This window comes from Serratia sp. EWG9 (assembly GCF_019913725.1).
GTDB lineage: Bacteria > Pseudomonadota > Gammaproteobacteria > Enterobacterales > Enterobacteriaceae > Serratia > Serratia ureilytica.
In genome coordinates, this window is sequence record NZ_JADNRO010000010.1 from 20337 (window position 1) to 34716 (window position 14380).

At 59.2% G+C, this 14380-nt stretch carries 16 protein-coding genes; 8 read left to right on the forward strand and 8 right to left on the reverse strand.

From position 1 onward, the window contains the following. Nucleotides 1-41 precede the first annotated feature (41 nt). Entirely contained in the window at nt 42-305 is a 264-nt protein-coding gene (locus tag ITX55_RS19445; RefSeq protein WP_127897172.1) for a hypothetical protein, read from the forward strand. Nucleotides 306-321: 16 nt separating this feature from the next. Here ITX55_RS19445 and ITX55_RS19450 read toward each other — a convergent pair whose 3' ends face one another. Continuing rightward, nucleotides 322-1008, reverse strand: coding sequence for a response regulator (locus tag ITX55_RS19450; protein ID WP_033644157.1), 687 nt, complete (start codon nt 1006-1008; stop codon nt 322-324). A 33-nt stretch (nt 1009-1041) separates the two neighbouring features. Then, nucleotides 1042-2634, reverse strand: a complete 1593-nt coding sequence (locus ITX55_RS19455; protein WP_042785247.1) for a sensor histidine kinase — start codon at nt 2632-2634, stop codon at nt 1042-1044. Between the two features lie 326 nt (nt 2635-2960). Between ITX55_RS19455 and ITX55_RS19460 the strand changes: the two genes are divergently transcribed. Then, nucleotides 2961-4316 (forward strand): 2-hydroxycarboxylate transporter family protein, encoded by a 1356-nt coding sequence (locus ITX55_RS19460; protein WP_033644155.1) that lies wholly within the window; start codon nt 2961-2963, stop codon nt 4314-4316. Nucleotides 4317-4413: 97 nt separating this feature from the next. Here the strand turns inward: ITX55_RS19460 and ITX55_RS19465 are convergent, their stop codons facing one another. Further along, on the reverse strand, nt 4414-5385 hold the full coding sequence (locus ITX55_RS19465; protein ID WP_147838534.1) for a patatin-like phospholipase family protein: 972 nt from the start codon (nt 5383-5385) through the stop codon (nt 4414-4416). A gap of 206 nt (nt 5386-5591) precedes the next feature. On the opposite strand from ITX55_RS19465, the gene ITX55_RS19470 reads away from it, so the two are divergent. The 5 genes from ITX55_RS19470 (at nt 5592) to ITX55_RS19490 (ending at nt 8341) form a co-directional block, all read left to right on the forward strand. Next, nucleotides 5592-6536, forward strand: a complete 945-nt coding sequence (locus ITX55_RS19470; RefSeq protein ID WP_033644153.1) for an MBL fold metallo-hydrolase — start codon at nt 5592-5594, stop codon at nt 6534-6536. 153 nt (nt 6537-6689) lie between these two features. Continuing rightward, nucleotides 6690-7430 carry an SDR family oxidoreductase gene (locus tag ITX55_RS19475; RefSeq protein WP_223085302.1) on the forward strand — a complete coding sequence of 247 codons (741 nt, stop codon included), beginning with the start codon at nt 6690-6692 and terminating at the stop codon, nt 7428-7430. Nucleotides 7431-7494: 64 nt separating this feature from the next. Continuing rightward, entirely contained in the window at nt 7495-7689 is a 195-nt protein-coding gene (locus ITX55_RS19480) for a DUF1289 domain-containing protein (protein ID WP_046897850.1), read from the forward strand. Between the two features lie 77 nt (nt 7690-7766). Continuing rightward, the gene (locus tag ITX55_RS19485; RefSeq protein WP_033639547.1) at nt 7767-8054 is read left to right on the forward strand and encodes a CopG family ribbon-helix-helix protein; all 288 of its coding nucleotides are present in this window, start codon (nt 7767-7769) and stop codon (nt 8052-8054) included. After that, nucleotides 8054-8341 (forward strand): type II toxin-antitoxin system RelE/ParE family toxin, encoded by a 288-nt coding sequence (locus ITX55_RS19490; RefSeq protein ID WP_099784241.1) that lies wholly within the window; start codon nt 8054-8056, stop codon nt 8339-8341. The genes ITX55_RS19485 and ITX55_RS19490 overlap by 1 nt, the downstream gene beginning before the upstream one ends. 43 nt (nt 8342-8384) lie before the next feature. Here ITX55_RS19490 and nrdF read toward each other — a convergent pair whose 3' ends face one another. The 5 genes from nrdF to ITX55_RS19515 form a co-directional block, all read right to left on the reverse strand. Then, entirely contained in the window at nt 8385-9356 is a 972-nt protein-coding gene (gene nrdF, locus ITX55_RS19495) for a class 1b ribonucleoside-diphosphate reductase subunit beta (protein WP_033639549.1), read from the reverse strand. A gap of 8 nt (nt 9357-9364) precedes the next feature. After that, a complete protein-coding gene (nrdE, locus tag ITX55_RS19500; RefSeq protein WP_071845116.1) occupies nt 9365-11509 on the reverse strand; it encodes a class 1b ribonucleoside-diphosphate reductase subunit alpha in 2145 nt (714 codons plus the stop codon). After that, complete coding sequence (gene nrdI, locus ITX55_RS19505) at nt 11491-11895, reverse strand: class Ib ribonucleoside-diphosphate reductase assembly flavoprotein NrdI (protein ID WP_004928930.1); 405 nt, start codon at nt 11893-11895, stop codon at nt 11491-11493. The genes nrdE and nrdI overlap by 19 nt, the downstream gene beginning before the upstream one ends. Before the next feature lie 9 nt (nt 11896-11904). After that, entirely contained in the window at nt 11905-12135 is a 231-nt protein-coding gene (locus ITX55_RS19510) for a redoxin NrdH (RefSeq protein ID WP_033644148.1), read from the reverse strand. Between the two features lie 272 nt (nt 12136-12407). Beyond that, entirely contained in the window at nt 12408-12839 is a 432-nt protein-coding gene (locus ITX55_RS19515) for a carboxymuconolactone decarboxylase family protein (protein WP_015378864.1), read from the reverse strand. A gap of 95 nt (nt 12840-12934) precedes the next feature. Between ITX55_RS19515 and ITX55_RS19520 the strand changes: the two genes are divergently transcribed. After that, nucleotides 12935-14359 (forward strand): PLP-dependent aminotransferase family protein, encoded by a 1425-nt coding sequence (locus ITX55_RS19520; RefSeq protein ID WP_223085303.1) that lies wholly within the window; start codon nt 12935-12937, stop codon nt 14357-14359. Nucleotides 14360-14380 lie beyond the last annotated feature (21 nt).

A 14380-nucleotide genomic window follows, 5' to 3' on the forward strand; every position in this document is an offset into this window, starting at 1 on the left:
ATATCTGAGACAACCCTCAATGTCATTTAAATGGGATATTAGTGGTTTACATCAAGGTTTTAATTAGTTATGGTAATTTGGCCCGTGACTCAAAATTAACGGCCATTATTCGCCATAATGGTTTGGTTTTTGGGGAAATAATACGGTGTGGCGCAGAGAGATATTTGGGCGCCGCGCCTGCCGTTCGGATAATAAAAAACCCGACCAGAGGCCGGGCAAAAGTCATCAGTATTTCATCAGTTTTAACGACAGGTGCCGATATCGAGGGGGATATCGTCGAGCGTCATGTTATCGCCTTAGTATGACAGCCAGATGGCAGCCTCAGGCCTTGCGATACAGCCTGCGCGGATGGCCGATATTGCCGTACAGCATCTCCACCCGCACGAACTGGGTGGCGACGCAATATTCCAGATAACGGCGAGCGGTGGTTTTGCTGATGCCGACCTGTTCGACCACGTCTTCCACCGCATGCGCCACCGCCGGCTGGGCGATAAACAGCGCCTGCACCAGCTCCAGCGTGTTGGTTTCTATGCCTTTGGCGCTCGGTTCGCTGGAGAACTGCTTCGACTGCAGGTTGTACAGCGCATCGACATTGTCCTGATCGATGATTTTGAAGGTGCGCTGGGTCTGCACGAACTGCATGAAGCGCTCGAGCGAGTTGCGCAGCCGTTTGTAAGACACCGGCTTGATGATGTAGTCGAAGGCGCCGTTGCGGATCGCCTGGCTGCAGGTATGCATGTCGCTGGCGGCGGTGATGAAAATCACCGAACAGGCGGGATTCTTTACCGCCGGTTCTTCCATCAGCTCAATGCCCTGGCCGTCCGGCAGAAAGTTGTCCAGCAGGATCAGTCGCGGCTGATGCTCGTTGGCTTTGGCCCGCGCTTCGGCCAGCGTGGCGGCGTAGGCCACCACCCGCAGGTTGAAATTTTTCTCGATGAACTCTGCGTGCAGCGTCGCCAGTTGCGGCTCATCTTCCACGATCAGAACGTCCAGTGTTTGGTGTGACATAATCGGGTGCTCAAAAAAATCGGGTTATGGGTTTTATTTAGGGATAAATATAGAGAATATCGCGCCGTGCGGCTCGTTGTCCGACACTTCTATGCTGCCGTGCGCCTGCGCCACGTGGCTGGCGACCAGATGCAGGCCGATGCCGTGGTCGCTTTTATCCGCTTTGGTGGTCACGCCCTGTTCAAACAGCGTATCACGAATCTCCTCGGCGATGCCGGTGCCGCGATCCGCCACCTCGATCACCAGCTCGTCGCTGCCGTCGCTGATATAGAGTTCGATCGCGTCGTGCGGAGCCGGGCAGTGCAGCGTCGCCTCCACCGCATTATCCAGCAGGTTGCCGACGATCGACATCAGTTCGGTCTCATTCAGCGCCGCCGGGATCTGCCGCAGCTGGCAGGCCGGATCGAAACGCAGTTCGATGCCTTTCTCTCTGGCGCTGGAGTATTTGCCCAGCAGCAGCCCGCACAGCGCCGCCGAACTGAAGCGCTGCGAGATGAAATCGAGGATCTCCTGCGCGCCCTCCGACTGGGCTTCCACATAGCGGATGGCCTCGTCGTAGCGCTGCATATGCAGCAGTCCGGCCAGCGTGGCGGTCCAGTTCAGCTGCTCGTGGCGCATGATGCGCAGGTTGTCGGCATAGCGTTTCACCTGGCTGAGCTGGCTGCTCAGGGTATTGATATCGTTCTTGTCGCGGAAGCTGATCACCCAGCCTTGCAGCTCTTGCTCCTGCATGATGCGCACCCGGCTGGCGATCACCCGCACGTGGTTGAAGCGGCACACCTCGTCATGGGTGTCGTGCTCCAACTGCGCGACGGCGAAAAAGTCCGGCTGGGCCTGGATCACGTCGCCGATCGGCCGGCCCAGCAGGCCGGTGGCGGGCTGATGCAGATCCAACAGCTCACGCGCCGCATGGTTGATGGTGATGATCCGCAGCTGCGGATCGATGGCGATCACGCCCTCATAGATGGCTTCCAGCAGCGCTTTTTGCTGGCGCACCAGCAGCGCGATCTCTTTCGGCTCCAGCCAGAACATTTGGCGTTTGAGGTTTTTCGACAGTAGCCAGGAAAAAACGAACAGGGCGATCAGCAGCAGCACGATGGAACCGATAATTTGCGTTAATGTCCTGGCATTTAAATTATCGATATGCGATTTCAAATAGCCGACGGAAACGATGCCGATGACGTGATTATTTTCATCCAGAATCGGCGCCTTGCTGCGTAATGAAACGCCGATGCCACCCTTGCGAATGGAAATAATGCTTTTTCCTTCCAATACTTCTTTATTATCGCCGCCGATCATCGGCGTGCCCAGGCGGCCCTCATATTCGGAATGATAGAGATGACGGGCATGATTATCACCGATGACGATATAGCTGGCGTCGCTGCTGGCGCGGATTTTTTTCATCAACGCAGCTATCCTGGCGGCGTCGTTTTTTTCTACGGCATCCACCAACGAAGGGATAAGGGCGATTTCACGCGCCTGCACCTGGGCGCGGGCGCCGAGATCGCGGTGCAGCTGCGCATCCAGCTGGTAATAGGTGTAGGCGCCGATGCAGCTCAGCAGCAGGCAGGAGAAGGCCACCAGGCACAGAAACAGCTTGATTTGAAATGAGAGTTTAAGGCGCATGGAGGAGCTTCACCGTAAAGAGATCCTGAAGCCTTACCCTATCACGAGATACGGGGTGTGTAATATTGCGCCCGATCAACTTGTGATCCCTCACACGGGATTAGCGTGAACCGGACGAGAATTGTTCGTCTGCGATAAAGTTGATAAGCTTTAAAATAAAAACGGTATTAACGCCATTAAAACCACGCTGATTTTTACATAATCTTAATTAACCCCATAGAAACCATAACCACCATTAAAAACCCTTTTTAATTTTGAACATAATCACAGCAGATAATCCGTGCGCTTCTCTATGATGGCTGAACAAACTAATAAGAGGCCAGATTATGAGCACAACAGATGATTCTTACCTCGTAGCCAAAGACAAGGCCGCTGATATTCCTCTGCGTGAGAAATGGTGGCGGATACTGGACAATTATAAAGTAGGGATTATTCCGTTACCGTTCTTTATTCTGGCCGGCGTATTGATTCTGCTCGACTGCCTGGAAGGCAAGTTGCCGAGCGATATTGTGGTGATGGTGGCCACCCTGGCGTTCTTCGGCTTCGCCTGCGGCGAATTCGGCAAGCGCCTGCCACTGATCGGCAAAATGGGCGCGGCGGCGATCTGCGCGACCTTCATTCCTTCCGCGCTGGTGCACTATGGCCTGCTGCCGGACGTGGTGGTGGAGTCGACCACCAAGTTCTACAAATCGACCAACATTCTTTACCTCTACATCTGCTGCATCATCGTCGGCAGCATCATGAGCATGAACCGCCAGGTGCTGATCCAGGGCTTCCTGCGCATCTTCATCCCCATGCTGTGCGGCGAGATCGTCGGCATGCTGGTGGGGATGGGTGTCGGCATGGCGCTGGGCCTGGAACCGTTCCAGATCTTCTTCTTCCTGATCCTGCCGATCATGGCCGGTGGCGTAGGTGAAGGGGCGATCCCGCTGTCGATGGGCTATGCCGCGATCCTGCACATGGAGCAGGGCGTGGCGCTGGGGCGCATTCTGCCTATCGTGATGCTCGGTAGCCTGACCGCTATCGTCATCGCCGGCCTGCTCAACCAGCTGGGCAAGCGTTATCCCCACCTGACCGGCGAAGGCAGCCTGATGCCGAGCAAGCAGGGTGAAAGCGACATGAGCGCGGTGGAAAAAATCAGCGGCAAGGTGGACGTCAGCACCATCGCCTGCGGCGCGCTGTTGGCCATTCTGCTGTATATGGTGGGCATGCTGCTGCACCGTCTGATCGGCCTGCCGGCGCCGGTGGGCATGCTGTTCGCCGCCGTGGCGGTGAAGTTGGCGCACGGGGTGTCGCCGCGCATTCAGGAAGGCTCGCAGGTGGTGTACAAATTCTTCCGCACCGCCGTGACCTATCCCATCCTGTTCGCCGTCGGGGTAGCCATCACGCCGTGGCAGGAACTGGTGGACGCGTTCACCGTACAGAATCTGATCGTGATCGTCACCACCGTCAGCGCGCTGGTAGCGACCGGTTTCTTCGTCGGCAAGAAAATCGGCATGCACCCTATCGACGTGGCGATCGTCTCCTGCTGCCAGAGCGGGCAGGGCGGGACCGGCGACGTCGCGATCCTCACCGCCGGCAACCGCATGTCGTTGATGCCGTTCGCCCAGATCGCAACCCGTATCGGCGGCGCTATCAACGTTTCGCTGTCGCTGCTGGTGTTGGCCAAGTTCTTCGTATAACTCCTATAAATCCTTAGCGTTACTTTGCCTTTCCCCGCCCCCGCGGGGATTTTTTTTGCCCGCGCGCCGGCCCGACGCGCGGGCGGGGAACTGCCGGTTACGCCGCTTGCTTCATGGCGGCGTCATACCACGCGAAGTAGCGCTCTACGCCGCGACGGCCGGATTCGATCAGCGCGCGTTTCTTCTCCTCGCTGATGCCGAACTCCAGCGTGCCGACGTCGAGCGTGTCGACATACACGGTGCGCTTCCAGTCATCGCTGTCCAGATGCACCTTGGTTTGGATGTCCAGCATCACGTTGGCCACCGCCAGGGTGAAATCAAACAGGTTGTTGACCGGCGTGCGCGGGCCGGCTTGACCGGCGGCCTGAGCGATTTCACTGGCGGAGTCCAGGCGAATGCCCAGCGTGCGGGTGTTGATGCGCTGGCTGGCGCTGTCGATGTAAGGCGGCGTGGCGGAGAAGTCATAGTCGAACAGCCGCACCGGGTAGTTGTCGATCATGCCGCCGTCGATGCACAGGTCGCCCAGGGCATTTTTCTTCGCCACGAAGGCGAACGGGAACGACATCGAAATGCGCAGGCCATCCGCCACTTTCATGCGCGGCGTGGTGCGATGCGAATAGACTTCGCGCTGGCCGCTGTTGAGGTTGGCGCCGATAAAGTAAATCGACTTGAAGCCTTTCGCCGTTTTCATCGCTTCGAACTGTTCGAAGGTAATATCCGGGTTGCCGGTATATTGCTTGATAATATCGCGCGACCATTGATAGAAATAATCACCGGGCGCAATGCCGTATTGATTGAACAGGCGATAGGCGTCCTGGAGCGTGCCGAAAAAACCGCCGTTATAATCGAGGAATTTTTTAAAATCCATCGCCGACAGAATCTTGGTCACGTCGGCCGAGCTGCAGCCCAGCCCGACCAGCAGCGCGGCGATGGCGCCCGCTGAGGCGCCGGAGGTTTGCTTGATCTGCGGCATGATGCCTTTGGCCTCCAGCAATTCCAGTGCGCCGCCATAGGCGATGCCTTTTACGCCGCCGCCTTCAAAGACCAGGTTTTCGAATTGATAGCTCATCATATTTCCTTACTCGTGGTTTAGGGAGTAAGAAAAATAACGAAGCGGCGCACGAGAAAATATGGATTGGGGTTGTGTGGCTTGGCAAACAAAATTATTCATAATGAATATATTATTTATATATTTATCAAAGGCATTTATTAAACAGGCGCATCGGGCTTTTTGCGTCAATACTTAGCGCTGTTCAATTCTCACAAGGAGTCATCATGTTCTGGAAACGTTGTCTGCTGGGCGCGGCGCTGGCCGTTATGTCGTTACAGGCCGGCGCCGCCGCGCCGCAGGCCAAAACCCCGACGCCGGGATTTTACCGCATCATGCTGGGCAGCTTTGAAGTGACCGCGTTGTCCGACGGCATTATTCGCCTGCCGGCGGATAAGCTGTTACTGGGCCGTACGCCGCAGCAGATCGCCGCCGGGGTAGCCGAGCAGCATCAAAGCCTGCCGGTGGTCACGTCGGTCAATGCTTATCTGATCAATACCGGCGACAAGCTGGTGATGATCGACAGCGGTGCCGGCCAACTGCTGGGCGACGGCCTGGGCAAGCTGGTGGATAACCTGCGTGCGGCGGGCTACCAGCCGGAGCAGGTGGATGAGATCTACCTGACCCACATGCACCCGGACCACCTCGGCGGCCTGACGCACGACGGCAAGGCGGTATTCCCCAATGCGGTGGTGCGCGCCGCCAGCCAGGACGCGGACTTCTGGCTAAGCGCGGACAAACTGAAACAGGCCAGCGCGGGCAGTAAAAGCAACTTCGAAAGGGCTCAGGCAGTGATCAAGCCGTATCAGGCGGCCGGCCACTTTAAGCCGTTCAGCGGCGACGGTGAGCTTTCCCCGGGCATTGCCGCCTTTGCCGCCCACGGCCATACGCCGGGGCATAGCGTGTATCAGGTGACCAGCCAGGGCCAGAAGCTGTTGCTGTTGGGGGATCTGATCCACGTGGCGGCGGTGCAGATGCCGCATCCGAAGGTGGCTATCAGCTTTGATAATGACGCCAAGGCGGCGGTCGCTCAGCGGCTGCGGATATTTGGCGACAGCGCGCGGCAGAGCGAGCTGGTGGGGGGCGCACACCTGTCGTTCCCGGGGTTGGGGTATTTGAACCGCCAGGGCGACGGTTACACTTGGGTGCCATTGAACTACGGCGCGCTGTAATGGCGATGGCCGCCCAACGGGCGGCCATCGTAAGCGCCTTGGGGACATTGTTCGATAATTTGGGATGATGATGCCAGAGAATCGGGGCTTATTCGCCGTGATAAAGAGTGCATGATTAACGTTACCCTCGTCGTTTTCTTTAAGGATCTCCCGATGAATCAGAAAACTCCCTCCGTCGCCATCGTTACCGGCGCATCGCGCGGCATTGGAGCGGCCATCGCCGAGCGTCTGGCCGCCGATGGCTTCACCGTCATCATCAACTATTCGGGCAACCCGGCGCCGGCCGATGTGCTGGTGCGCAAGATTGAACAGGGCGGCGGCCGCGCCTTGAGCGTCAAAGCCGACGTCAGCGATGCATCTGCGGTCGCCCGCCTGTTCGACAGCGCCGAACAGGCGTTTGGCGGCGTCGACGTGCTGGTCAATAACGCCGGGGTGATCGCGCTGGCGCCGGTGGCGGACATGCGTGACGAAGACGTGGATCGCCTGCTCGACATCAATCTGAAAGGCAGCTTCAATGCGATGCGCGAGGCGGCGAAGCGCCTGCGCGACAATGGCCGCATCATCAACTTCTCCTCCAGCGTGGTGGGGTTGCTGCAGCCGGGGTACGGCATGTATGCCGCCAGTAAGGCGGCGATCGAAGCGCTGACCAGCGTGCTGGCGAAAGAACTGCGCGGCCGCAATATCACGGTGAACGCCGTCGCGCCGGGACCGACCGCCACCGGTTTGTTCCTCGACGGCAAAACCCCGGAGCTTATCGAGCGGCTGGCGAAGATGGCGCCGCTGGAGCGCCTGGGCACGCCGGACGATATCGCTGCGGCGGTGGCCTTCCTCGCGGGGGCCGACGGCGGTTGGATCAACGGCCAAACCCTGCGCGCCAACGGCGGCATCATCTGATTGACGACGCGCCGCCGCAGGATCGGGTATCCTGTGGCGGAACTCATCACATCAAGGGCAGCGTATGGCGGGCGACAATCAGCAGTTTCATCCCGGCGTCAGGTCGCCCTGCGTCAGCCTGTGTCGGATCGACGACGAAACCCAGCAGTGCCGCGGATGCCGGCGCACGCGGGCGGAGATCGCCGCCTGGCCGACCGCCAGCGACGCGGAGAAACGCGCTATCTGGCGGCGGCTAGAGCTGCGTCAATCGGTGAAATAATCCTCTGCATTATTGCGCTGCCAGACTGCATGTAGCACAATTGAGCTACATGTGATTGACCGACGTGAGGAGCGATTATGTCGACGACGACCATTCGTATTCCAGATGAGCTTAAAGCCCGAGTCGCTGCCGTCGCCGAGCAGGTTGGCGTAACGTCTCACAGCTTTATTTTGCAGGCAATAGCGGAGAAAACGCAGCAGGAAGAGTTGCGCCGCGACTTTGAGAATGAAGCGGAAAAACGCTATGCCAAGATAATTGCGACGGGAGAGACGGTCTCTTGGAAAGAGATGCGCGGTTATTTGGAAAATTACGCAGCGGGTGATACTGCCGCTGTCAAACCTCCGGTTAAAAAATTGGGGCGCTGATGGCAAATGTTGAGTTGGCGCCAGAGGTCAGGGATGATATCGAACGTATTCTCGCTCATTTGGCTCAGTATGGCGCTGCGGATTCAGGGCGGCGCATTCAGGAAATCATCCAGGCAATTGCGGTATTGGAACATAATCCATTGATCGGACGGTCCCTTGGCGCAGGGCTGCGTGAATTGATGATTGGGCAGCAAGCTCGCGGTTATTTGGCGCTCTACAAATACATTCCTGATATCGATACGGCGTTTGTTCTGGCGATCCGCAGTCAGAAAGAACAAGGGTATTGAATGCACGATACCGGCCTGAAAGACCGGCATCGCTGTCATGTCCTCAGAAATCCCAGTCCTCATCCTCGGTGTTGACCGCCTTGCCGATGACGTAGGACGACCCTGACCCGGAGAAGAAGTCGTGGTTTTCGTCGGCGTTCGGCGACAGCGCCGACAGGATCGCCGGGTTGACCTCCGCCATCGCCGGCGGGAACAGCGCTTCATACCCCAGGTTCATCAGCGCTTTGTTGGCGTTATAGTGCAGGAAGGTCTTCACGTCTTCCGTCCAGCCAACGCCGTCGTACAGTTCCTCGGTGTAGCGCACCTCGTTGTCGTACAGGTCCTGCATCAGATCGAAGGCGAAATTTTTCACCTGTTGGCGCCGTGCGGCGTCCACTTTCTCCAGCCCTTTCTGGAACTTATAGCCGATATAGTAGCCGTGCACCGCCTCGTCGCGAATGATCAGGCGGATCAGATCGGCGGTGTTGGTCAGCTTGGCGCGGCTGGACCAGTACATCGGCAGGTAAAAGCCCGAATAGAACAGGAACGACTCGAGGAACACGCTGGCGACTTTTTTCAGCAGCGGATCGTCGCTGCGGTAGTGCGCCAGAATGATGCCGGCTTTCTTCTGCAGCGCGCGGTTTTCCTCGCTCCAGCGATAGGCGTCATCCACGTCCGGCGTTTGGCACAGGGTAGAGAAGATTGAGCTGTAAGAGCGGGCGTGCACCGCCTCCATAAAGCTGATGTTGGAGTACACCGCCTCTTCGTGCGGCGTCAGCGCATCGGCGATCAGGGCCGGCGCGCCGACGGTGTTCTGGATGGTGTCCAGCAGCGTCAACCCGGTGAACACCCGAATGGTCAGTTGCTGCTCCTTCGGCGTCAGCGTGGCCCAGGAGGGGATATCGTTGGACAGCGGCACCTTCTCCGGCAGCCAGAAGTTGGAGGTCAGGCGGTTCCACACCTCCAGATCCTTGTCGTCTTCGATGATGTTCCAGTTGATGGCGCGCACCAGCGGCGCCGATGTTACGGTCGTCATAAGTTGCCTCACAGCGCGCAGGACACGCAGCCCTGCACCTCGGTGCCTTCCAGCGCCATCTGGCGCAGGCGGATGTAGTAAATGGTTTTGATGCCTTTGCGCCAGGCGTAGATCTGCGCGCGGTTGATGTCGCGGGTGGTGGCGGTATCGCGGAAGAACAACGTCAGCGACAGCCCCTGATCGACGTGTTGCGTCGCGGCGGCATAGGTATCGATGATTTTTTCCGGGCCAATCTCGTAGGCATCCTGGTAATACGCCAGGTTGTCGTTGGTCATGTACGGCGCCGGATAGTAAACGCGGCCGATCTTGCCTTCCTTGCGGATCTCGATGCGCGAGACGATCGGATGGATGCTGGAGGTGGCGTTGTTGATGTACGAGATGGAACCGGTCGGCGGCACCGCCTGCAGGTTCTGGTTGTACAGCCCGTGCATCATCACCGACTGGCGCAGCGCGCGCCACTCATCGCGGCCCGGAATGGCGATGCCGGCGGCGGCGAACAGCTCGCGCACCCGCTCGGTCTGCGGCAGCCAGTCGCGTTCGGTGTATTTGTCGAAGTACTCGCCGCTGGCATAGCGCGAGTGCTCAAAGCCGTCGAACGCGCCGCCGCGTTCGATCGCCAGCCGGTTCGAGGCGCGGATGGCGTGATAGGCCACGGTATAGAAATAGAGATTGGTGAAATCGATGCCTTCTTCCGAGCCGTAGAAGATGCGCTCGCGCGCCAGGTAACCGTGCAGGTTCATCTGGCCCAGACCGATGGCGCGGGCGCTGCGGTTGCCTTCGGCGATCGACGGCACCGAGCGGATATCGCTCATGTCGGCCACCGCGGTCAGCGCGCGGATCGCGGTCTCGATCGCCTTGCCGAAGTCCGGCGCGTCCATGGTTTTGGCGATGTTCAGCGAGCCGAGGTTGCAGGAGATATCCTTGCCGATGCGATCGTAGCTCAGATCCTCGTGATAGGTGCTGGCGCGGTTGACCTGCAGGATTTCCGAACACAGATTGCTCATGTTGATGCGCCCGGCGATCGGATTCTCTCGGTTGACCGTGTCCTCGAACATGACGTAGGGGTAGCCGGATTCGAACTGGATCTCCGCCAGCACCTGGAAGAACTCGCGCGCGTTGATGCGCGACTTGCGGATGCGCTTGTCGTCCACCATCTCGCGGTATTTTTCACTGACGCTGATTTCAGACAGCGGCGTGCCATACACCCGTTCGACGTCGTAGGGCGAGAACAGGTACATTTCTTCGTTGTTCTTCGCCAGTTCGAAGGTGATATCCGGGATCACCACCCCCAGCGACAGCGTTTTGATGCGGATCTTCTCGTCGGCGTTTTCCCGCTTGGTGTCGAGAAAACGCAGGATATCCGGGTGGTGGGCGTTGAGATACACCGCGCCGGCCCCCTGGCGCGCGCCGAGCTGGTTGGCGTAGGAGAAGGCGTCTTCGAGCATTTTCATGATCGGAATGACGCCGGAGGACTGGTTCTCGATGCGTTTGATCGGCGCGCCCACCTCGCGAATGTTGCTCAGCATGAAGGCCACGCCGCCGCCGCGTTTCGACAGCTGCAGCGCGGAGTTCACCGCCCGGCCGATCGATTCCATATTGTCTTCGATGCGCAGCAGGAAGCAGGAGACCAGCTCACCGCGCTGGCGTTTGCCGCAGTTGAGGAAGGTCGGCGTGGCCGGCTGGAAGCGGCCCGAAATCATCTCTTCCACCAGATCCTGCGCCAGTGCGGTGTCGCCCGCCGCCAGCGTCAGCGCCACCATGCACACCCGGTCTTCGTAGCGTTCCAGATAGCGCTTGCCGTCGAAGGTTTTGAGCGTATAGCTGGTGTAGTACTTGAAGGCGCCGAGGAAAGTCTCGAAGCGGAATTTTTTGGCGTAGGCCTGCTGGAACAGCTGCTTGATAAACGGGAATTCGTACTGCGCCAGCACCTGCGGCTCGTAGTAGCCTTCTTCCACCAGATAGCGCAGCTTTTCCTCCAGGTTATGGAAGAACACGGTGTTTTGGTTGACGTGCTGCAGGAAGTAGTGCCGCGCCGCCAGCCGATCTTTATCGAACTGGATCCGGCCTTCCGCATCGTAAAGATTGAGCATCGCGTTGAGCGAATGGTAATCCAGCGCGCCCGTCTCGGGCCTGGTCAGTTCTGTCGTTGCCAAAATGCGGTTACTCCCTGTCTAACGTTTTCAACGTCTTGCGTAGTGCCGAGCAGCTCGAAGCGGTACAAGAAAGGCACCTGGCATTTTTTGGCGATGATGTCGCCGGCGATGCCGTACGCTGCGCCGAAGTTGGTGTTCCCGGCGGCGATGACGCCGCGCAGGTATGAACGGTTTTGCGGAACGTTGAGAAAGCGGATCACCTGGATCGGCACCGCGCCGACGGCGCTGCCGCCGCCATAGCTGGGCACGATCAAGATATAGGGCTGTTCCATCAGCAATTTGCTGCGGGCGCCGGCGATCGGAATGCGGATCGCCGGCAGGCCCAGTTTCTCAACGAATCGGTGGGTGTTCTCCGAGCTGCTGGAGAAATAGACCAGCGGATTCATCGTCGGGCCTCAGCAGGTGAGCGCCAGCGCGCCGATTTTGTCCGGCCGGAAACCGGCCCAGTGATCGTCACCGGCGATAATCACCGGAACTTGCTGATAACCTAAGGATTTAACGTGGTCCAGCGCCTGCGGATCTTGAGTGAGGTCGATCACCTGATAATCAATCCCCTGTTTATCAAATGCGCGATAGGTGGCGTTGCACTGGACACAGTCCGGCTTACTGTAAATAATAATGCTCATGATTCGTATTTACCTTTAAGCTGAGGGAAAGGCGGACAAGTCAGAGAACGGAGCATTGTTCCTGGCGTTTCTGACGGCGTTATCAGCCGAACAATATTCCCTGCGGCTGATAGATAAAATACTATATGTTGATATTTGTTTTATCAACCACGCTATATATGGTGTTTTGTCGGGTTTTGCGCGCAGGCCGCGCCGGGGCTGGAAAAGGCGAGGGGAAAAATTTTTGCGGGTGTGAAATTCCCCCTCAGAGTCAAGAGGGGGAGGCGAGCGCATTACTGACGCATGCTGACGGCCAGCCGGTTAAAGGCGTTCATGATGCTGATGGCGAAGGTCAGATCGGCGATCTCAGTATCGCTGAAGTGCGCCTTCAGCGCCTCGAAAGCGCTGTCCGGCGCGCCGGTGGCGGCGATCAGCGTAACCGACTCGGCCCACTCCAGCGCCGCGCGTTCACGTTCGCTGAATTCATGGCTGACGCGCCAGCCCGCCAACGTATCCAGCTTGGCATGGCTGAAGCCGCTTTCGCGCAGCGCTTTGCCGTGCATGTCCAGGCAGTAGGCGCAGCCGTTGATCTGCGAAACGCGCATAAACATCAACTCGATGGTCGCTTTGTCCAGGGCGCCTTTCTCCAGCGCCATCAGCGCGCTCACCATATTTTTGTACGGGGCGGGCGCCAGCTCGGCATAGTTCAAACGTTGCTTAATCATGGTCAACCTCAATCGATAGTAACGAAATCATGGCGCTACTTTAGCGGCCTTATGGTCTATGCTATAGGGCCATAAAATGATTATTTAACCGGGCCATGATGCCGCCGTTCCTGACTTCATTGCGGCTGGACAGCCGGCTCGCCGAGCCGCTGTACCGGCAGATTTACCAGCGGATTAAAGACGCCATCGCCCAGGGCAGCCTGGCGGCGGGCAGCCGGCTGCCTTCGGTGCGCGGGTTGGCGAGCGATTTGGGCGTGGCGCGCGCCACGGTGGAAAGCGCCTACGTGCAACTTATTGCCGAAGGTTTCTTGCAGAGCCGGGGGCAGGCGGGCACCTATGTCTCGCCGCAGTTGCCGCACATGCCGCCGTGCGCAATGCCCGCTATGCCGCCGCTGGCGACGATAGCGCCCGATCCGCTGCAGCCGCAGGGCATGCTGCAGCCTTTCCAACTGGGCGTGCCGGCGCTGGATGCGTTTCCCCGCGCGCTGTGGCAGCGCATTGTCGCCCGCCAGCTGCGCGGTTCCACGGCGGCTTCCCTGGCGCTGCCGCCGGCCGGCGGCCTGCCTGAACTGCGTGAGGCGATCGCCCATTATCTGCATTTGTCGCGCGGCATCAGCTGCCGGCCGGAGCAAATTTTCCTCTGCGCCGGTTATCCGGCGTTGCTGGACTGGGTGACGGAGACGCTGTTGCACGCCGGCGACGCGGTATGGATCGAAGATCCCGGCTATCCGGTCACGCGCCCGCTGTTGCGAGCCGCCGGCGTCAGGCCGGTCGCCGTGCCGGTGGATGAACAGGGCATGGACGTGGCCGCGGGTATGCTGACGGCGCCTGAGGCGCGGCTGGCGGTGGTGACGCCGACCCATCAAAGCCCGCTCGGCGTCTCGCTCAGCCTGGCGCGGCGGGTGGCGCTGCTCGACTGGGCGCAGCAGCGTGGGGCCTGGATCCTCGAGGATGACTACGACAGCGAGTTTCGCTATCACGGGCGGCCGCTGCCGCCGCTGAAAAGCCTCGATGTTGAGGGGCGGGTGCTGTACGCCGGCACCTTCAGCAAAACGCTGTTCCCGGCGCTGCGCATGGCTTATTTAGTGGTGCCCGTCGGCCTCACGGAGGCCTTTGCGCGCAGCAGTCGGCTGCGCGGCTGCGGTTGCCCGCCGCTGCTGCAGGCCGGCGTGGCGGATTTTATCCGGCAAGGGCATTTCTATCGCCACCTGAAACGCATGCGGCCGTTGTACCGCCAGCGGCGCGAGTGGCTGACGCAGGCGTTGGAGCGGCAGCTGGGGGCGTGGCTGACGACGGTGCCGCAACAGGGCGGTATTCAGCTGTTGGCCCGGCTGCGCGACGGCTTGGCGGATGCGCCGTTGGCGGCGCAAGCCTGGCAGCAGGGGCTGGCGGTGCAGGCGTTATCGGACTGGCGAATCGACCATCCGGTGGGGCAAGGGTTACTGCTGGGGTTCGCCAATTTCAGCCGGCGAGAGGAGGCGGAGCGGGCGGTACAGGGGCTGGCGCAGCTGTTTCGCTAAAATTAAACGGCCCGCGATTTC